Annotated in this window: 19 protein-coding genes and 1 pseudogene; 9 read left to right on the top strand and 11 right to left on the bottom strand. The window is 63.9% G+C overall.

The features are described 5' to 3' along the window. Positions 1 to 178: 178 nt before the first annotated feature. The 3 genes and pseudogenes from ACHMW7_RS07145 to ACHMW7_RS07135 all read right to left on the bottom strand — a co-directional run bounded on the left by ACHMW7_RS07145 (position 179) and on the right by ACHMW7_RS07135 (position 4,105). The gene (locus ACHMW7_RS07145) at positions 179 to 718 is read right to left on the bottom strand and encodes an autotransporter outer membrane beta-barrel domain-containing protein (protein WP_395449604.1); all 540 of its coding nucleotides are present in this window, start codon (positions 716 to 718) and stop codon (positions 179 to 181) included. Between the two features lie 18 nt (positions 719 to 736). After that, positions 737 to 2,390 (bottom strand): annotated as a pseudogene (locus ACHMW7_RS07140) (FAD-binding dehydrogenase). A gap of 230 nt (positions 2,391 to 2,620) precedes the next feature. Beyond that, positions 2,621 to 4,105: a carboxypeptidase M32 gene (locus ACHMW7_RS07135; RefSeq protein ID WP_395449603.1), complete on the bottom strand. Its 1,485-nt coding sequence runs from the start codon at positions 4,103 to 4,105 to the stop codon at positions 2,621 to 2,623. A gap of 138 nt (positions 4,106 to 4,243) precedes the next feature. On the opposite strand from ACHMW7_RS07135, the gene ACHMW7_RS07130 reads away from it, so the two are divergent. Then, positions 4,244 to 4,597, top strand: coding sequence for a DUF1304 domain-containing protein (locus ACHMW7_RS07130; protein WP_395449602.1), 354 nt, complete (start codon positions 4,244 to 4,246; stop codon positions 4,595 to 4,597). A 55-nt stretch (positions 4,598 to 4,652) separates the two neighbouring features. Here ACHMW7_RS07130 and ACHMW7_RS07125 read toward each other — a convergent pair whose 3' ends face one another. The 8 genes from ACHMW7_RS07125 to ACHMW7_RS07090 all read right to left on the bottom strand — a co-directional run bounded on the left by ACHMW7_RS07125 (position 4,653) and on the right by ACHMW7_RS07090 (position 11,643). Beyond that, entirely contained in the window at positions 4,653 to 4,955 is a 303-nt protein-coding gene (locus ACHMW7_RS07125) for a hypothetical protein (RefSeq protein WP_395449601.1), read from the bottom strand. A 404-nt stretch (positions 4,956 to 5,359) separates the two neighbouring features. Further along, positions 5,360 to 6,391, bottom strand: a complete 1,032-nt coding sequence (locus ACHMW7_RS07120; RefSeq protein WP_395449600.1) for a peptidoglycan -binding protein — start codon at positions 6,389 to 6,391, stop codon at positions 5,360 to 5,362. Position 6,392: 1 nt separating this feature from the next. Continuing rightward, the gene (locus tag ACHMW7_RS07115; RefSeq protein ID WP_395449599.1) at positions 6,393 to 7,412 is read right to left on the bottom strand and encodes a MotA/TolQ/ExbB proton channel family protein; all 1,020 of its coding nucleotides are present in this window, start codon (positions 7,410 to 7,412) and stop codon (positions 6,393 to 6,395) included. 199 nt (positions 7,413 to 7,611) lie between these two features. Continuing rightward, entirely contained in the window at positions 7,612 to 8,301 is a 690-nt protein-coding gene (locus ACHMW7_RS07110) for a hemolysin III family protein (RefSeq protein ID WP_395449598.1), read from the bottom strand. A gap of 72 nt (positions 8,302 to 8,373) precedes the next feature. Then, complete coding sequence (locus tag ACHMW7_RS07105; protein ID WP_395449597.1) at positions 8,374 to 9,174, bottom strand: inositol monophosphatase family protein; 801 nt, start codon at positions 9,172 to 9,174, stop codon at positions 8,374 to 8,376. Positions 9,175 to 9,199: 25 nt separating this feature from the next. Then, positions 9,200 to 9,766 carry an elongation factor P gene (efp, locus tag ACHMW7_RS07100; protein ID WP_184767932.1) on the bottom strand — a complete coding sequence of 189 codons (567 nt, stop codon included), beginning with the start codon at positions 9,764 to 9,766 and terminating at the stop codon, positions 9,200 to 9,202. Between the two features lie 104 nt (positions 9,767 to 9,870). Beyond that, positions 9,871 to 10,989 (bottom strand): tetratricopeptide repeat protein, encoded by a 1,119-nt coding sequence (locus ACHMW7_RS07095; protein ID WP_395449596.1) that lies wholly within the window; start codon positions 10,987 to 10,989, stop codon positions 9,871 to 9,873. A 6-nt stretch (positions 10,990 to 10,995) separates the two neighbouring features. Further along, positions 10,996 to 11,643, bottom strand: coding sequence for a thiamine phosphate synthase (locus tag ACHMW7_RS07090; protein ID WP_395449595.1), 648 nt, complete (start codon positions 11,641 to 11,643; stop codon positions 10,996 to 10,998). 175 nt (positions 11,644 to 11,818) lie between these two features. On the opposite strand from ACHMW7_RS07090, the gene ACHMW7_RS07085 reads away from it, so the two are divergent. The 8 genes from ACHMW7_RS07085 to ruvA all read left to right on the top strand — a co-directional run bounded on the left by ACHMW7_RS07085 (position 11,819) and on the right by ruvA (position 17,839). Next, positions 11,819 to 12,589: a sulfite exporter TauE/SafE family protein gene (locus ACHMW7_RS07085; RefSeq protein WP_395449594.1), complete on the top strand. Its 771-nt coding sequence runs from the start codon at positions 11,819 to 11,821 to the stop codon at positions 12,587 to 12,589. A 52-nt stretch (positions 12,590 to 12,641) separates the two neighbouring features. Then, positions 12,642 to 14,279, top strand: a complete 1,638-nt coding sequence (locus tag ACHMW7_RS07080) for an acyl-CoA synthetase (protein ID WP_395449593.1) — start codon at positions 12,642 to 12,644, stop codon at positions 14,277 to 14,279. Positions 14,280 to 14,534: 255 nt separating this feature from the next. After that, positions 14,535 to 14,912, top strand: coding sequence for a hypothetical protein (locus tag ACHMW7_RS07075; protein ID WP_395449592.1), 378 nt, complete (start codon positions 14,535 to 14,537; stop codon positions 14,910 to 14,912). 418 nt (positions 14,913 to 15,330) lie between these two features. Further along, positions 15,331 to 15,864: a DUF1465 family protein gene (locus ACHMW7_RS07070; protein WP_395449591.1), complete on the top strand. Its 534-nt coding sequence runs from the start codon at positions 15,331 to 15,333 to the stop codon at positions 15,862 to 15,864. A 90-nt stretch (positions 15,865 to 15,954) separates the two neighbouring features. Next, entirely contained in the window at positions 15,955 to 16,476 is a 522-nt protein-coding gene (gene ruvC / locus ACHMW7_RS07065) for a crossover junction endodeoxyribonuclease RuvC (RefSeq protein WP_115730442.1), read from the top strand. Positions 16,477 to 16,537: 61 nt separating this feature from the next. Then, positions 16,538 to 16,789 (top strand): AbrB/MazE/SpoVT family DNA-binding domain-containing protein, encoded by a 252-nt coding sequence (locus tag ACHMW7_RS07060; protein WP_395449590.1) that lies wholly within the window; start codon positions 16,538 to 16,540, stop codon positions 16,787 to 16,789. A 2-nt stretch (positions 16,790 to 16,791) separates the two neighbouring features. Then, complete coding sequence (locus ACHMW7_RS07055) at positions 16,792 to 17,205, top strand: type II toxin-antitoxin system VapC family toxin (RefSeq protein ID WP_395449589.1); 414 nt, start codon at positions 16,792 to 16,794, stop codon at positions 17,203 to 17,205. Between the two features lie 13 nt (positions 17,206 to 17,218). Next, positions 17,219 to 17,839, top strand: a complete 621-nt coding sequence (ruvA, locus tag ACHMW7_RS07050; protein ID WP_395449588.1) for a Holliday junction branch migration protein RuvA — start codon at positions 17,219 to 17,221, stop codon at positions 17,837 to 17,839. The last annotated feature ends 27 nt before the right edge of the window (positions 17,840 to 17,866 follow it).

The following is a 17,866-nucleotide window of genomic DNA, read 5'->3' as shown; positions in this document are numbered from 1 at the left end:
TCCCCACCTGCCGTCGGGAGGGGAGCTTTATCCCTCAGGCAGGCCCATAAATGAATGAGCCACACCTAAACGACAACACCATGGTTGGGAAGATTTCAGCCCGCGCCATTTTTGGGTGTAGTTCCAAAATCGAAGATTTGACAGGTTGGCTCCGTGCCGCTTCGGCGGGCGCCATGGCTCAGAACTTCACCGCCAACGTTGCCCTCGCTCCGTGGTCACGCGCGCTGTTGCCGATCTGGCCGGTGTAGGCCATGCCAATACTTGTCCTGGGCGAAATCGCGACGTCGAACCCGGCTGCGAGCAGCAACGCATCGCGGGCGATCGGGGCGCCATGGACGGTGAAGCTGTCGCCGCCGGCGAAGGAAACCAGCGACGACGGCTCGACATCGCCATAGGCATGCCGCCAGCCGAGGCCGCCGCGCAAGGTTGCCTTGGCCTCGCCGAGGTTGAAGTCCGTCGCCGCGTGCAACCCGAGCGTCGAGGTGGTGCTGTCGAAGCTGGTGCTGTCGCTGGTGAGCGCTGCCGCTCCACCAGTTTCGGCAAAACCCTCGGTCGCGATCCTGACATAGGCCAAGCCGGCATAGGGTTCGACGGCGACGCGACCCATCTCGGCGCGATAACCCACCTCGACGAAGACCTGCGCCGCACCGGCATCGGCGTCTGCCTTGAGCGTCTCGCTGAGACCTGGGAACGAGACTGTGCGCGTGGTGTCGATCAAGCGGCCGGATTGGTTGGCTTAGCGCGCCGCGTGCCGGCCGGCGTTGCGGCCAGAGAAAATGCAGCCGCCGAGGAAGGTGCCTTCGAGCGCGTTGTAGCCGTGATAACCACCGCCGCCGAAGCCGGCGACCTCGCCCGCCGCATAGAGGCCGGGGGATGATCTCACCGTCCGCACCCAGCACCTGGCCATCCAGATTGGTGTGCAGCCCGCCAAGCGTCTTGCGGGTGAGCACGTTGAGGCGGACGGCGATCAGCGGGCCGTTGCCGGGGTCGAGGATCTTGTGTGGCTTGGCGGTGCGCACCAGCCGGTCGCCGAGATAGCGGCGCGCGCCATGGATGGCGGTGATCTGGGCGTCCTTGGAATACGGGTTGTCGATCTCGCGGTCGCGCGCCGCGATCTGCGCGTGCAGCCGGTCGTGGTCGATGAGGTCGTTGCCGGCGAGCGCGTTCATGCCCGCGACCAGGTCGCGGAGATTGTCGCGGACGACAAAATCCTCGCCATGCTGCTTGAAGGCTTCGACCGATGGCGGCGCGCCCTTGGCGCGGCGGCTCTTCAGCACCTCGATCCAGCGTTTCGAGGTCAGGTCCGGATTCTGCTCGGAACCGGACAGCGCGAATTCCTTCTTGATGATCTTCTGGGTCAGCACGAACCAGGAGTATTCGTGGCCGCCCGACAGGATGCGCCGGAGCGTGCCGAGCGTGTCGAAGCCGGGCAGGAACGGCGCCTCCAGCCGCTCGCCCAGCGCGTCGAACCATAGCGACGACGGCCCGGGCAGGATGCGGATGCCGTGGTTGGGCCAGATCGGGTTCCAGTTGGTCAGGCCCTCGGTGTAGTGCCACATGCGGTCGCCATTGATCACCGCACCACCAGCGGCTTGCGTGATCGCGACCATGCGACCGTCGACATGATGCGGCACGCCGGCGACCATCTTCTTCGGCGCCGGCCCCAGCCTGTCGACCGGCCAGGCTTTCCGGACCAGCTCATGATTGCCGCCGATGCCACCCGAGGTGACGATGACCGCATCTGCGTGAAACTCGAAATCGCCCGTAACCTTGCGGCCCGATTGCTGCCCGCGCCCGACGGTGGACGGCTCGAGGATTTCGCCTGCGACACCCGACACGGCACCGTTGGACTTGATCAGGCGGCTGGCCTGATGACGGAATTTCAGCGTGATGCGGCCGGCCGCCGCGTGGTCGCGGATGCGGCGCACAAAAGGTTCGAGCACGCCGGGACCAGTGCCCCAGGTGACATGGAAACGCGGCACGGAATTGCCGTGCCCATGTGCCAAAGCGCCGCCGCGCTCGGCCCAGCCGACGACGGGAAACCAGCGCATGCCCTGGGCATGAAGCCAAGGCCGCATCTCGCCGGCGGAAAAATCGATGAACGCCTCGGCCACTTGGCGCGGCCAGAAATCCTCCGGCCGATCGAACTGCGCCGAACCCAGCCAGTCCTGCAGCGCGAGATCACGGCTGTCCTTGATGCGCATGCGCCGCTGCTCGGGGCTATCGACGAAAAACAGCCCGCCAAGCGACCAGAAGGCCTGGCCACCAAACGAGTTCTCGCCCTCCTGCTCGACGATGATGACCCGCTTGCCCTTGTCGGCAAGCTCGGCCGCCGCAACCAGGCCGGCCAGTCCGCCGCCGACGACAATCGCATCCGCCCGCTCCGCCAACTGCCCCTCCCAAGGTCTTTTGGTGTCGCCGCGAGTTTCGGACAAAGACCGGCAAGATCAAGCGGAAAGTCCGAGCGCATTGGTTCCGCTGGGGAAGATGAAAAGCCCCCTCTCCGGCCGCTTCGCGGCCACCTCTCCCCCACTTTGTGGGGGCGAGGAACTCAAGTCTTGATGCGGTACCTTGCCGGTTGGCCGTCACTCCCCCCAGATTTGCCGGGAGAGGTCGCCAGCTACGCGCCGTAGCGCTTCTTCAGATGCGCCGTGAAATGCGTCGCATTGAGCTTTTCGCCGGTGGCGCGTTCGAGCAGGTCAGGCGTCGACCAGCGCGACGCCTGCGACCAGATCTTGTCGCGGCGCCAGTTGTTGACCGTCTCGAAATGACCGCGCGCGATCTCGTCGTCGACCGAAGGATGTTCCTTGATCAGCGCCGCCCATTGCTGCGCCGCCATCATCGCGCCGAGCGTGTAGGACGGGAAATAGCCGAAGGCGGCACTTGGCCAGTGCACGTCCTGCATCGGGCCGTCGGCCGGATTGTCGATGGTCGACAGGCCGAGATAGTCGCGCATCCTGGCGTCCCACGCCTCGGGCAGATCGGCGACCGACAGGCGGCCCGAGATCAGCTCCTGTTCGAGCTCGTAGCGCAGGATGACATGCAGCGGATAGGTGACCTCGTCGGCGTCGACACGGATCAGGCCGCGCTCGACATGGTGCACATGCGGCAGGATCTCGTCCATCGACCAGCGTTCGCCGAGATGCTGCTCGACCAGCGGCAGAGCCCATTGCCAGAAGGCGGGGTTGCGGCCGAGCTGCTTTTCGACGAACAGGCTCTGGCTCTCATGCACGGCCATGCCGCGCGCCTTGCCGAGCGGCCAGTGCGACCAGGCCTCGGGCAGGTTCTGCTCGTAGAGCGCGTGGCCGGTCTCGTGCAAGACGCCCATCAGCGCCGACAGGAAGTCTGAGGTCTTGTAGCGCGTGGTGATGCGCACGTCTGACGGCACGCCGCCGCAGAACGGGTGATGCGACACCGACAGGCTGCCACGCGTCAGGTCGAAGCCCACAGCCCCCATCATCGCCAGGCCCAGCTCGCGCTGGCGCTCGATGGCATAGACACCGGACAGCGGCCGCTTCGGATTTTTCGCCAGGCGCTGCTGCTGCACGGCAAGCGCCTCCGGGACGAAATCCTTGAGGAACGCCTTGAGGTCGGTGAAGACAGGGGTGATGTCGGCGGTGCGGTTGCCGGGATCGTATTGCTCCATCAGTGCATCGTAAGGATCGAGGCCGAGCGCTTCCGAACGAAGTGCCGCCTCCTCGCGCGCAATGGCGACGATGCCCTCAAGTGCTGGCTGGAAGCCGGCCCAGTCGTTCTTGGCCCTGAGGTCGCGCCACAATTGCTCGCAGCGCAGACGCGCCGAGGTCTGGCGCTCGACGAACTCCGACGGCAGGCACGTCATGTTGGTGTACTGGCGGCGGAACTCGCGCAGCGCCACGGCCTGCTCGTCGTTGAGCGCCTCCGTCTCGGCTGCAGCGATCCAGTCGGCGATTTCAGGCGCGGTTGCCTGGCGGTGATGCATGCCGGCGAGTGCCGAAAGTGCTTCGGCGCGCTTGGCGCCGCCGCCGACCGCCATGTGGGTGGCTTCGTCGGCGCCAAGGATGGCGAGCGCGTGTTCCAGCGCTTCAAGCTTGCGGCCGAGTTCGTCGAGTCTTGCGAAGGACATGGTGGCTCCTCTGTCTCAAAATCGCGGCGAGAGGATACCAAAGCGCGCGCATTCGCAAGACCGTTCGGCTGGTCCACCACTTGCCGGAGCGGCAGCCGACATGCTCAAGTCGCCCAACTGAGGTCGAAGGGGACGGCTATGGTCGCGAACATATTGGTCGGGCTCGTCGCCCTGATCCATCTCTACATCGTCTATCTCGAAATGGTGCTGTGGGACACGCCACGCGGCCACAAGGCTTTCGGCCTCAAGCCGGATTTCGCCACGGCGTCAAAGACGCTCGCCGCCAACCAGGGGCTCTACAACGGCTTCCTCGCCGCCGGCCTGATCTGGGGCCTGTGGCTGGGCGAGGCAGGTTTCCAGGTCAAGGTGTTCTTCCTGCTTTGCGTGGCGATCGCCGGGCTCTATGGCGCAGCGACCGTCAGCCGCAAGATCCTCTACATCCAGACCGTGCCGGCGGCACTGGCGCTGGCGGCACTCTGGTTTGGCTTGTAGCCCTGACCCGTCCGCCCCCGGCAAGCGATCCGGGGGCGAACGGTCTCGGCGTCTTCTAGTGAAGAGCTGCGTCGTGGTTGATCTGCTGGCTGAGATTGCTGACCTGGGCCATCAGCTGGCTGTACTCACCCGCAGGAATCATGCCGCCGTCCCTGGCAGAATCGCGCGCCGCCGTCCTGCGGATCATCGCCTCTTCGCCGCGAAGACTGCGCGCCTCGGCCGGCGTGATCAGCCTGGCCTGGCGATCGCTTGCAATGCGGGCATCGTCCCCCTGGAGATCGTTAAGGACCGCACGAAGCTGGCCACCAGGCGCATAGCCGTAGGAAGGAGCCGGAGAGTTCCGGCGTATCGCCGCCACTTGGGCTGCTCTGGAACGAGAACTCGCGCATCGTTCCGTGGTGCTCCTTGGCGAAAGCCGTCGCCAGAGGGGTTGAGACTAAGATTGCGGCAAGCGCCGCCTTGAATGCCATAGAGCGCATTTTTGCCACTCCCGAGCTTGCGGGACGCAACAGGACGTCCCGTCAAATGCAGGCCGTCTGAAACCGTCGCGTCGCGGTGGGAGGTCATCGCCGGCGGCTTCCGGACTGCCTGCAAAAACTAGGCTCGCGGCCGGCCGAAGCCTAATTAAGAAAAGATAATCCTGGCCGCCACATTCGGCCCGCCAGTGCCGCATGCCCGCCCCAGATGGGGCAGATTTCTGGCACACGAAATCTTGAGACGGAACTCGCCTGGAACCAGATCCGATGTTTTCCGAATCCGGCTTTAGCGTTCGGTGAGCTTGAGCTCGATGCGGCGGTTCTTGGAGCGGGCGTCGTCGGTGCCGCTCTCGTCGAGTGGCTGGAACTCGCCGAAGCCGGCGGCGACCAAACGATTGGCGGGGACGCCGTTTTCGATCAGGAACTTGACCACCGAGGTCGAGCGCGCCGAGGAAAGCTCCCAGTTGTCGCGGTAGCGGCCGGTGCCCGACAGCGGAATGTTGTCGGTGTGGCCGTCGACGCGCAACACCCAGTTGATCTCCGGCGGGATCTCCTTCTGCAGCTCGATGATGGCGTCGGCGAGCTTCTTCATCTCGCCGCGGCCCGCCTCGTTGATCTGCTCGGAGCCGGTCGGAAACAGCACTTCCGACTGGAACACGAAACGGTCGCCGACGATGCGGATGTTTTCGCGGTCGGACAGGATCTCGCGCAGGCGGCCGAAGAAATCCGAGCGGTAACGGTTGAGCTCCTGCACACGTTGGGCGAGCGCGACGTTCAGGCGACGCCCGAGATCGGCGATCTTGGTGTTGGAGTCCTTGTCGCGCTGCTCGGACGCGTTGAGCGCCTCTTCGAGAGCGCCGATCTGCCGGCGCAGCGCCGATATCTGCTGGTTGAGCAACTCGACCTGGCTGAGCGCGCGCTGGCTGACCTGGCGTTCGCTTTCGAGCTCGCCGGATAGCGAGCCGATGCGCGCGGTGGCCTCGGCGCCGGCGCCTGCCCCTTGCGACAGCAGCTGTTCGAGCCGGCTCTTTTCGCTTTCGGCAGCCGACAGCGACGCCTGCAGATTGGCCAGCGCATCTTCGGTGTCCTGCGAGCTGGATTTTTCGAGCGCCAGCAACTGGGTCAGCTCGTTGATCTGCGAATTGAGCCGGGTGAGCACCTCGTCCTTGCCCGAGATTTCGCGGCTGAGCAGGAACTGCGCCAGCACGAAGACGGATAGCAGGAACATGATGGCCAAAAGCAGCGTCGACAAAGCGTCGACAAAGCCCGGCCAATAGTCGATGCGGCGGTCGCCGCGCCGCCCGCGCGCCAATGCCACCTTAGTGCACCCCTTCCTTCTTCAGGGCGTCGGCGATCTTTTCGAGCGTGTTACGCATCGCTTTTTGTTCATCCGACTGCGCCTCGACCCAGTCGCGCATGATCTGTTGTTCGCTGCGCATGTTCTTGACGAGGCCAGAGATGCCGTCGGCGAGATTGGCCATGGCAGCGGCGACGCGCGGGTTGGAGCCGCCCTGCTCCTGCATGTTGCGCAAGCGCTCGGAGAGCACGCGGATTTCATCGGAGGAGCCGTTCTTGGCGTCGGCAACGACGATGTCGGACGACAGGTCAGTGACGGTCGAAAGCCAGTTTTCCAGCTCGGTATAAAAACGCGTCTGGGCGCGGCCGGCCTGGAGGTCGAGGAAACCGAGCACCAGCGAGCCGGAAAGGCCGAACAGCGACGACGAGAACGCCGTGCCCATGCCTTGCAACGGCGCAGCGAGGCCGGCCTTCAGCGATTCGAGCACCGCGGAGGCGTCGCCCGAGCCGGGGTCGAGCGACTGGATGGTCTCGCCGATCGAGCCGATGGTGCCGAGCAGACCCCAGAACGTGCCGAGCAGGCCGAGAAAAACCAAAAGGCCGACGAGATAGCGCGAAACATCGCGGCTTTCATCGAGGCGAGTGGCGATGGAATCGAGCATGGTCCGCATCGAACTGGTCGAAAACGCCATCGCCGACGAGCGTCCGAGCATCGCCTTCATCGGCGCAAGCAGCACCGGGTTGGTCGCCTCGGTGCCGGCGCGGAAGGAGTTGACCCAGCGCACTTCGCGGAACAGGCGTCCGACCTGGGCGAAGGCGAGCCCGATGCCGACGACGAGCACTCCGATGATCAGGCCATTGAGCCCGGGATTGGTGACGAAGGCGCTGGAGATCTGCCGCGTCAGGATCGCCGCGATGAAGGCGACGATCGCCAGGAAGATGATCATCGTCAGCAGGAACACCTGCGGAGAGGACAGGCGGTGCGGATCGTAGCTCAGCACATCGGAGCCTTTGCCCACCCCGAGAGATTTCAACAATGCCATCGGCGCCCCGGTTCCGGTTCCTGCGATTGGAGCCCCGCCTATCCATTCGGACGCGCCTGGGCCGCTCCATCACTTTGAAGTCTCCGCGCCGAGCTTTTCAAGAGTTTCGGCGCGACGTGTTAGTGGACTACGACTGTAAGCGGAAATGTGACGAAAATGAAAGACGCTTGCGCACGCTCACCTCGGCAACAGCTCGCGGTCAGAGCCGGGCCACCACCAGAAGGTCGATCATCGCGGCCAAGTGCAAGCCCGCGCCTGTGATGACGAAGCCGTGCCAGACGGCACTTTGGAAGCGCAGCCGCTGCCAGGAATAGAAGATCACACCACAGGAATAGACCATGCCGCCGGCAAACAGCAGCCACAGCGTGGCTGTCGGCAAGGTGGCGACCAGTGGTTGCAGGATGACGACGCCGCTCCAGCCCATGGCGAGGTAAAAGACGATCGCCAGCCGGTCGAGCCGGCCGGGCAGGAACAGCTTGATCGCCATGCCGGCTGCCGCCGCCGACCAGACGATGCCGGCCATCCAGCTTGCGGTGACGCGATCTTCAAGCTGGGCAAGAAACGGCGTGTAGGTGGCGGCGATCAGAAGGTAAATGCCGGCATGGTCGAAGCGGCGCAGCACCCACTTGGCCGGCGAGATTGGCCACAAATTATAGGCACACGATACCGAAAGAACCGTGAGCAGCGCGGCAATGAAGGCCACTGCGGCAAGATATTCGCCGATGGACGTATAGAAAGCGGAGATCGCCAGCAGCGCCGAGCCGGCGGCAACGGCCAGCACGATGCCGATCGCGTGGACGACGCCGTCGGCGATCAGTTCGGCACGCGAATGGCTGTAGCGCCCGACGAAGGGCACGGCAGTGTCAGGCTTGCGGTGATTGTCCGTCATGGTCCGTCCCTGCGCGGGCTCTAATATGGGCGAGCGCAGGGAACGAAGGCAAGAAGCCGGTGACGCGGCGGATCAGCGCGGCGTAACAGGCCGCTTCAGCGTCTTGATCAGCGCACGGTGGATGGTCTCGTTGCCGGCGACGATCGAGCCGCCGGCGAGCATGTCCTGGCCGCCCTTGTCGTCGGAGACGAAACCGCCGGCTTCGCGCACCAGAAGAATGCCCGCGGCGACGTCCCACGGCGACAGCGCGGTTTCCCAGAACCCGTCCATGCGCCCGGCAGCGACGTAAGCGAGATCGAGCGCGGCCGAGCCGAGACGGCGGATACCCGCCACTTCGCCCATGACGTTGCGCAGTTCGAGCAGGAAGTTGCCGTGGTGACCACGGCCAAGATGCGGCACGCCGCAGCCGATGACGGCATCCACAAGCTTGGTGCGGCCGGAGACGCGCAGGCGGCGATCATTGAGGAAGGCGCCGCCACCGCGCTCGGCGGTGTAGAGCTCGTCCATCGCCGGGTTGTAGATGACCGCAGCGACGATCTGGCCCTGACGCTCCAGCGCGATCGAGATCGAAAACACCGGAATGCCGTGCAGGAAGTTGGTGGTGCCGTCGAGCGGATCGACGATCCAGCGATGCTGGTCGTCCTCGCCGGCGACAACGCCACGCTCTTCCATCAGGAAGCCATAACCCGCACGCGCCTTCGACAACTCGGCGAACAGGATGTCTTCGGCCTTGCGGTCGGCCTGGCTGACATAGTCGCCCGGGCCCTTCAGCGAGACCTGCAGGTTCTGCACTTCGCCGAAGTCGCGCGCCAGCGAGCGGCCGGCCTTCATGGCGGCCTGCACCATAACATTTAGGATCGCTGAACGCGCCATGATCTAGGACTCTCTGTTTTCGGGCTCAGTCCGCGCGGCGGACGTAAGTGAGCTCGTTGGTGTCGACGATGATGCGTTCGCCCGAAGAGATGAAGGGCGGCACCAGCACGCGGACGCCGTTTTCCAGCACTGCCGGCTTGTAGGACGAAGCAGCCGTCTGGCCCTTCACCACCGGATCGGCTTCGGTGATCGTCAGCGTCACCTGGTCGGGCAGCGCGATGCCGATCGGGCGCTCGTCATAGAGTTCGACAGTGACCATCATGCCGTCCTGAAGGAACGCGGCGCGGTCGCCGACGAAATCCTTGAGCAGCTCCAGCTGCTCGTAGCTGGCGGTGTCCATGAATACCAGCGCATCGCCCTGTTCGTAGAGGAACGAGAAGTCCTTCTGCTCGAGGCGGACCTTTTCGACGGTTTCAGCCGAGCGGAAACGCTCGTTGAGCTTGGTGCCGTTGATGAGGTTCTTCAGTTCGACCTGGTTGTAGGCGCCACCCTTGCCGGGCTTGACGTGATTGGTCCTGACCGCCACCCAGAGGCCGCCGTCATGCTCGATGACGTTGCCGGGACGGATTTCGTTGCCGTTGATCTTGGCCATGATTGGATTCCGGAAGAGAGGTTTGCGCCGGAAGGGGCGCTATCGGCGCCTCCAAGACCACAAAATGGCTTTTTAGGCAAGAGAAGTCGCGATTTTGGCTGACATCAGCGGATGCGATTGGCGCGCTCCAGCGCCTGCTTCATCTCGGTATCGGTCAGGCCGCGCAGGAAGTCGTCCATCTCGGGATCGTTGAGCCCGGCGCGGCGGGCGTTGATGTACCACGCCCCGGCCAGGATCGGATCGGGATCGACACCGATGCCGCCCATGTAGAATTTGGCGAGGCGGTTCTGCGCCGCGACATTGCCGCCGTCGGCGGCAAGCTTCATCCAGCCGAAGGCGGATTTCATGTCGCGGTCGCCGCCGCGGCCGTCGGCCATCCACAGCCCGAGGTCGAACTGGGCCGAGTCGTAGTTCTGCCTGGCGGCGCGGACGAGCAGCAGGCGCGCCTGCTTGTCGTCGCGCAGTTTACCGCCGACGCCATTGGCAAGAACCTGGGCCATGGCGTATTGCGCATCGGGCAGTCCGGTCGCCGCCGCCCGCTCGTAGTAAGGCACCGCCTTTTCGAGGCCTTTGCCGCCCGGTTCGCGCTGCACCAGCATCTGGGCGTAGTTGAACTGGGCAAAACGGTTGCCGGCCTCGGCCGCGGCCTGCATCAGCGCATTGGCAGCCTTGTCGTCACGGGTGACGTAACGCCCGTCGAGCAGCAGAAGCGCATACTGGAACTGTGCTTCGGGAACACCTTGTTCGGCAGCACGCTCATACCACTTGGCCGCCGCGCCATCATTGCGCGCAACACCGAGCCCACGCGACAGGATTTCCGCCACCAGCGTCTGCGCGGCAGCATCGCCCGCTTCGGCGCGGGTGATGGCGAGGTTGTAGGCTGTCTTGTAGAGGCCGCGCTGGAATGCGCCATAGGCCTCATCCGACGGCTTGCCGCCGAAACGGTTGGGGTCGATGCCGTTGGACGCCTTGGCCGCCGGGTTGGCGCCGAGATCAGGCGATCCAGCCGGCACCGGGACAGGTTCGACAACCGGGCTGGGCACCGCATCGAGCGGCATCGGAGCTGGTCCAAACCGGTTGGGGTCGATCAGGTCGAGCGACTTGCCGAGCGAAGGAACAGCCCCCTGGTCCGACGGCGTGACCGGTGCGCCCTCGACGGCGATCGCGGGCTCGAGCCCAAAGCCCAGGCACAGCAAAGCGGCAAGAAGGCGCGAACGGTCCATCGATGATTACCCCTCGAAGCGCGGCGCGGTCTCGTCGAGCAGCGCATTGGCGCGGGCCACCGCCTCGCGCGGGTCGATGCCTTCGCCAAACACCGCCGACGACACGGCAACGAATTCGACGCCAGTTGCCGCCACGACTTCCACCGAGGCGATGTCGGAACCGGCCATGACGATGCAGGGGATTTCGATCATCTCGCTCCACCACTGGCCGAGCGAGAGGTTGCGCGAATGCGGTTCGGGCTTGTTGTCGTAGCCGAAGCGGCCAAAGAAGATGTAGTCGGGCCGCTCCTCGCCGAGTTCAAGCGCATCGTCACGCGTCTTGGCACCGCCGACGCCGACCATCATGCGTTCCTGATAGGTCTCGACCGCCTCGGCCAGTTCGGCCTTCTTGCCCTCGACATGGATGCCGTCGGCATGGACACGACCGGCAACACGGGTGTCGCCAGCAATGACAACGGCGACACCGGCCGCGCGCGCGGCAGCCGCGACCTTTTCGGCAAAGCTCTGGAACGAGGCTTCATCGACGCCCTCACCCGGCAGGATCAGCGACGCGACGTCGCCACCTAAGAGTGCCGCCTCGACATCGGCAGGTGACACGGTGGGCGGTGCGATCAGCACGATGCGGCAGCGATTGGGTGGCGTGGTTGGGTTCATGTTCGTTCGATCCGGGTGCTTGACGCCTATGCAAGGCGATCATGTTTGCATTGGGGCATAGAACAAAGTGCCGCCGTTGAACAGGACAGGCCGGAAAGCCCAAGCATATGAAAACATGGGGCGAGCACTCGCCAACCGCCCGTCATCCCGATATTGCGGATTCGAGAGGCTCTTCATGACCGCACTTCTTCTCGACCCTTGGTTTTATGCAGCGGCAGTTCCTGCCGTGATTCTCGTCGGCCTGTCCAAGGGCGGTTTCGGCGGCGCTGTCGGCTTCGTCGGCGTACCGCTGATGGCACTGGTGATCTCGCCGGTGCAGGCCGCGGCGATCCTGCTGCCCATCCTGATCCTGATGGACGTGGTATCGCTATGGACCTGGCGCGGCGTCTTTGACCGCACGATCCTGTGGCAGATGCTGCCCGGCTCGATCATCGGCATCGGAGTGGGCTGGCTGACGGCATCGCTGGTGACGGCCGACGACGTGCGCTTCATCGTCGGCGCCATCGCCTTCGCCTTCGTGGCGCGCTGGGTCTACACCAGCCTGCGCCATGGCGCCGACCACAAGGCCGAGCCGAACGGCATCGCCGGCGCCTTCTGGGGCTCGATCGCCGGCTTCACCAGCTTCGTCGCCCATGTCGGCGGCCCGCCATTCCAGGTCTACACCTTGCCGCTCAGGATGGATCCGAAGGTGCTGACCGGCACCAGCGTCATCTTCTTTGCCGTGACCAACGCCATCAAGCTGGTGCCCTATTTCGCGCTTGGCCAGTTCGATACCGCCAACCTGACCGCCTCACTGGCGCTGATGCCGCTGGCGCCGCTGGCAACACTCGCCGGCGCCTGGCTGGTCAGGCGGATGCGGCCGGAAATCTTCTACCCCTTCACCTACGCGACGGTGGCAATCGTGGCGCTGAAGCTGCTTTATGACGGGGTGGTCGACTTCATGTGAGGATGGCCACGCGTGGCCCCCAAGGGACGCGCGGCGCTGTAGGGAGGAACCGATGGCCAAAGCATATGAGGAACATCTCGACAAGAATGCCGCCAACCACCAACCGCTGACGCCGCTGAGTTTTCTCGAGCGCGCGGCCAAGACCTTTCCCGACCATGTCGCCATCATCCATGGCGATCAGCGCACGAGCTACAGCCAATGGTGGCAACGCTCGCTGAAGCTTGCCTCGGCCCTGGCAAAGCACGGCATCGGCAAGGGCGACACGGTGACGGTGATGCTGTCCAACACCCCGCCGATGCTGGAAGCGCATTTCGCCGTGCCGATGACCAAGGCGGTGCTGCACTCGCTCAACACCCGGCTCGATGCGGCGATCATCGCCTTCCAGCTCGACCATGCCGAAACCAGGCTGCTGATCGTCGACCGGGAATTCTCCGGCGTGGTCAAGGAGGCGCTGGCGCTCGCGACCGTCAAACCAGTCGTCATCGACTATGACGATCCCTGTTATCCCGAGGACGCCCCCTACCCCAAGGGCGAGCGCGTGGGCAGCCTCGACTACGAGACCTTCGTCGCTTCCGGCGACGGGGCCTTCGCCTGGTCGATGCCCGACGACGAATGGGATGCGATCTCGCTCAACTACACCTCAGGCACGACAGGCAATCCCAAGGGCGTTGTCTATCACCACCGTGGTGCAGCGCTGATGGCCTACACCAACACCATCCATGCCGGCATGGCCAAGCACTGCGTCTATCTCTGGACGCTGCCGATGTTCCACTGCAACGGCTGGTGTTTTCCGTGGACGCTCGCCGTGCAGGCCGGCACCCATGTCTGCCTGCGCTGGGTACGTGCCAGGCAGATGTACGACGCCATCACCGATCATGGCGTGACCCATCTGTGCGGCGCGCCAATCGTCATGTCGATGCTGATCAATGCCCGCGACGAGGACAAGCGCGCGTTTCCGCAGCTGGTCACCTTCAACACCGCCGCCGCCCCGCCGCCAGAGGCGGTGCTGTCGGGCATGGCCGATGCCGGCTTTGCCGTCACCCATCTCTATGGCCTGACCGAGACCTATGGACCGGCCGTCGTCAACGAATGGCACGACGAATGGGACGGATTGGACAAGGGACCGCGCACGGCCAAGAAGGCCAGGCAGGGTGTGCGCTATGCCGCGCTCGAGGACCTGACCGTGCTGGATCCAGAAACGATGGAAAAGACGCCTGAAGACGGCGAGACCATCGGCGAGGTGATGTTCCGCGGCAACATCGTCATGAAGGGCTATCTCAAGAACAAAAAGGCGACCGACGAGGCCTTTGCCGGCGGCTGGTTCCATTCCGGCGATCTCGGCGTGATGCATCCTGACGGCTACATCCAGATCAAGGACCGCTCCAAGGACATCATCATTTCGGGCGGCGAAAACATCTCGTCGATCGAGGTCGAGGATGCGCTCTACAAGCACCCGGCAGTCGCTTCGTGCGGGGTGGTGGCGCGGGCCGACGACAAATGGGGCGAAGTGCCCATAGCCTATGTCGAACTCAAGCCCGGCAAGCAGGCGACGGAGGCCGAGATCATCGCGCATTGCCGCAGCCTGCTCGCCCGCTTCAAGGTGCCCAAGGCGGTGATCTTCGCCGAGATCCCCAAGACCTCGACCGGCAAGATCCAGAAGTTCCGGCTGCGCGACATGGCCAAGGGATAAGGCTGGGACAAGCAGACCCGTGCTAGATTGCAATCCGCTGTCGGGAGGACGGCGCTTGTCATAGGCCAGGCCGTCGGGGAGGCGAACGGCCGTTCATCAGCATTTTCGTCCAAATGTAACCGCACCGAACCCATGCGGCCTTGCCGCGCGGCATGCGGTGGAAACACGGCCGGTGCACATGCACCGCACGACGGCTCTGCTTGGGCCGGAGATCAACCCATTCCCTGCGGGGGGAAAAGGCATCAGGAGAACACAATGCAAGGGGTAGCACGGAATTTCTTCACGCTCGCCATTGTCTACGCGCTGTGCGGCATGGCGCTCGGGTTGCACATGTCGATCAGCCAGGACCACAGCCAGATGCCGGTCCACGCCCACACCATGGTGGCAGGCTGGCTGATGTCGGCGGTGTTTGCCTTCTTTTATCATCTGTTTCCGGCGGCCCGGGACAAGATGCTGGCCAGGATCCATTTCTGGCTGACGGCGGTCAGCGGCATCGGCCTTTTGGTCGGGTTGTTCTTCCTGCTCGGCGGCAATGCGGCCATCGAACCGCTGGTGGCGATCTCGTCGATGGGCTTTTACGGCGCGATGTTCCTGTTTGCCGTCATCGCCCTGCCAACGGTGTGGAAGTCCTGAGTCGGCATAAGATTACCAGGGGCGTCGCGGAAGCGCCGCTGTGCCGTGCCGGCACAGTCGAACGCGCCAAAAGGCGAAATCGGCACCAATCTTAAGTGCCCATTAAGCATTCCGGTTGTTTACTGTGCGTATCCAGTCATCTGGATTCTTACCGAGTGGTTGGAGCCACTTTGTTTGACGCCTCCCTGTTAAACTCCTGAGAGCCGCGCTTTTCCGCGGCTCTTTTTTTTCGCGCGCAAAACCTAGGGAACGCCCTCCAAAAGCGGTCCAATCCGGCGCGTTAACCCTTTGTTAAACATACGCTTGCGTTCACACCGACGGAAGCGCATTTTCATCGGGCTTGGCGTATAGGAACGGGCCGCGCAGAATCCGTCGAAAAAGACGGGCAGAACGCGAACAGGGTTGCAGGGTAGCGATGATGAACGAGCCTTCGAGGGAAAGCGCAAACACGATCAAGCTCGCTGAAAGGCGGGTGTTTTCGCCGTCCTTCAAGCCCCTCTACAATGAGGGCATGGGGCTGGTCGAACAGGCCGCCGAATATCTCGACGGTGCCGGCCGCGTCGAGGCCAAGAAGCTGTCGCGGCTTGCCGCCACGCTCTATGCCGCCGAATCGATGCGCCTGACCACGCGGCTGATGCAGATCGCGTCCTGGCTGCTTTTGCAGCGCGCCGCCAACTCCGGCGAAATGACCCGCGACCAGGTTGCCTCGGAAAAATCCAAGGTGCGGCTCGACACCGCTTCCGCCCATGACGACGCCGCCGGCTGGAACGAATTGCCGACCGATTTTGTCGATCTGGTGCGCCGTTCGCTCCGCTTGCAGGCGCATGTGCGCCGCATGGACGAAGAGATCTACGGCAACGGCACGACGGTGGTGCCGGTGCAGGCGATGCGTCGCAGCAACCCGGTCTCCGACCAGATCTCGCTGCTCAACACGGCGTTTGCCCGCAACTAGGCAGCAAGCGCCCTGCGCCAACGCAGGGATTGTTTCTGTTTTGTTCACATTTTTCTGGCGTCTTGTCTCCGTGAAGATAGAGTTCGCGGCATGAGAGAGACGATTCGGATCATTGGCATCGACCCCGGGCTCCAGCGCACCGGCTGGGGCATCATCGAGAGCCTTGGCAATTCGCTGCGTTTTGTCGCCGCCGGCACCGTGCGCTCCGACAACAAGGCAGCGCTTGCCAGCCGGCTTTGCCAGCTGCATGACGGTCTTGCCGACGTGCTTCACCGCGAGATGCCACATGAGGCGGCGGTCGAGGCGACCTTCGTCAACAAAGACGCCACCGCAACGCTGAAGCTTGGCCAGGCGCGCGGCATCGCCATGCTGGTGCCGGCCCGCGCCGGGCTTGTGGTCGCTGAATATTCGCCCAATGCGGTGAAGAAGGCGGTCATCGGCGTCGGTCATGGCGACAAGAAGCAGATCGCCATGATGGTCAAGGTGCTGTTGCCCAAGGCTGTGTTCGACACCGCCGACGCCGCCGACGCGCTGGCGATCGCCATCTGCCACGCCCACCACCGGCAGAGCCCGGCATACCGGCTGGCAGCCCTGGCCGCCGCTCACGCCTGATGTTCTTGACTTGTTCTTGGTGTTGGAATATTCCTTACTTGTAAGAAAAAAGGATATTTCCATGCGTGTTACCAGCAAGGGCCAGGTGACGATCCCACGCGATCTGCGCGAGACATTCGGCATCGCAGCAAACAGCGAAGTCATCTTCGGCATCGAAGGTGGCAAGATCACCATCGTTCCTAAGGATGACATTGGGCGGCTCGCCGACCGCGAGCGGCTCGACCGCTTTCTTGCAGTGCTCGACCGGCTGGAAGGAACTGGCGACCAGGCGGTGAACGCCGACGATGTGATGGCGCTGACCAGGGATCGCTGATCTTGGCAACGCTGGTAGATACCAACATCCTGGTTGATATCGCGGTTCGAGACCCCGTCTGGCTCAGATGGTCGCGCGGCCAGCTGGAGAAAGCGCGCAAGCGCGGCAGCGTGATCATCAACCAGATCGTCTATTCAGAGTTCTCGATCCGCTATGATTTGATCGACGCTGTTGATCTGGCGCTGCCTGAGAACGACTTTCGCCGGGAAAGCTTGCCTTGGGATGCGGCCTATGCCGCGTCCAGAGCGTTCCTGCTCTATCGCCGTCGCGGGGGGCTGGGAGAAAAGGTACTGCCGGATTTCCTCATCGGAGCGCACGCGGCCATTCGCGGCTATACTGTTCTGACACGCGATCCCGATGGCTACCGCACCTATTTTCCCGACCTCGAAATCATCGCTCCCGACACCCATCCATGACGAGGCTTGAAACATGATCGGCAAGTTGAAGGGCACCGTCGACGAGATCGGCGAGGATTTCTGCGTGCTCGACGTCCATGGCGTCGGCTACGTCGCGTTTTGCTCGACGCGCACCCTCGCCGCCTTGCCCGGTGCCGGAGAGGCGGCTGTCCTGTTCATCGAGACCTATGTCCGCGAAGACATGATCCGGCTCTATGGTTTCAAGACGGAGCTCGAGCGCGAGTGGTTCAAGCTGCTGATGGCCAATGTCCAGGGCGTCGGCGCCAAGGTGGCCCTGGCCATCCTGTCGACGCTGGCGCCGTCCGATCTCGCCAATGCGATCGCGCTGCGCGACATCGCCATGGTCAGCCGCGCCCCCGGCGTCGGCAAGAAGGTCGCCGAACGCATCGTCACCGAGCTCAAGAACAAGGCGCCGGCCTTTGCCGGCGAAGCCTCTGGAACAATCGGCCTGAAGCAGGAACTCGGCGAAGGCGTCGCCCCTGCCCCGATCGCCGATGCGGTCTCGGCACTGGTCAATCTCGGCTACTCGCGCGACATCGCCGCCAATGCCATTGCCGCCGCCATGAAGAGCGCCGGCGCGGACGCCGATTCCTCCAAGCTGATCCGTTTCGGCCTGAAGGAACTGGCGCGGTGAGTAGCTTGCCCGCGGTCAAACTCCATG

It is taken from the genome of Aminobacter sp. UC22_36 (assembly GCF_044056035.1).
In the GTDB taxonomy this organism is placed as follows: domain Bacteria; phylum Pseudomonadota; class Alphaproteobacteria; order Rhizobiales; family Rhizobiaceae; genus Aminobacter.
This window is presented reverse-complemented; position numbering and strand designations above follow the sequence as displayed.

Excerpts from the sequence above, each read along its gene's own strand:
- ruvC (WP_115730442.1), top strand. The coding sequence starts at position 15,955 with ATGAGAGAGACGATTCGGATCATTGGCATCGACCCCGGGCTCCAGCGC.
- ACHMW7_RS07135 (WP_395449603.1), bottom strand. The coding sequence starts at position 4,105 with ATGTCCTTCGCAAGACTCGACGAACTCGGCCGCAAGCTTGAAGCGCTG.
- ACHMW7_RS07110 (WP_395449598.1), bottom strand. The coding sequence starts at position 8,301 with ATGACGGACAATCACCGCAAGCCTGACACTGCCGTGCCCTTCGTCGGG.
- ACHMW7_RS07070 (WP_395449591.1), top strand. The coding sequence starts at position 15,331 with ATGAACGAGCCTTCGAGGGAAAGCGCAAACACGATCAAGCTCGCTGAA.
- efp (WP_184767932.1), bottom strand. The coding sequence starts at position 9,766 with ATGGCCAAGATCAACGGCAACGAAATCCGTCCCGGCAACGTCATCGAG.
- ACHMW7_RS07060 (WP_395449590.1), top strand. The coding sequence starts at position 16,538 with ATGCGTGTTACCAGCAAGGGCCAGGTGACGATCCCACGCGATCTGCGC.
- ACHMW7_RS07095 (WP_395449596.1), bottom strand. The coding sequence starts at position 10,989 with ATGGACCGTTCGCGCCTTCTTGCCGCTTTGCTGTGCCTGGGCTTTGGG.
- ACHMW7_RS07090 (WP_395449595.1), bottom strand. The coding sequence starts at position 11,643 with ATGAACCCAACCACGCCACCCAATCGCTGCCGCATCGTGCTGATCGCA.
- ACHMW7_RS07105 (WP_395449597.1), bottom strand. The coding sequence starts at position 9,174 with ATGGCGCGTTCAGCGATCCTAAATGTTATGGTGCAGGCCGCCATGAAG.
- ACHMW7_RS07130 (WP_395449602.1), top strand. The coding sequence starts at position 4,244 with ATGGTCGCGAACATATTGGTCGGGCTCGTCGCCCTGATCCATCTCTAC.
- ACHMW7_RS07075 (WP_395449592.1), top strand. The coding sequence starts at position 14,535 with ATGCAAGGGGTAGCACGGAATTTCTTCACGCTCGCCATTGTCTACGCG.
- ACHMW7_RS07085 (WP_395449594.1), top strand. The coding sequence starts at position 11,819 with ATGACCGCACTTCTTCTCGACCCTTGGTTTTATGCAGCGGCAGTTCCT.
- ACHMW7_RS07115 (WP_395449599.1), bottom strand. The coding sequence starts at position 7,412 with ATGGCATTGTTGAAATCTCTCGGGGTGGGCAAAGGCTCCGATGTGCTG.
- ACHMW7_RS07080 (WP_395449593.1), top strand. The coding sequence starts at position 12,642 with ATGGCCAAAGCATATGAGGAACATCTCGACAAGAATGCCGCCAACCAC.
- ruvA (WP_395449588.1), top strand. The coding sequence starts at position 17,219 with ATGATCGGCAAGTTGAAGGGCACCGTCGACGAGATCGGCGAGGATTTC.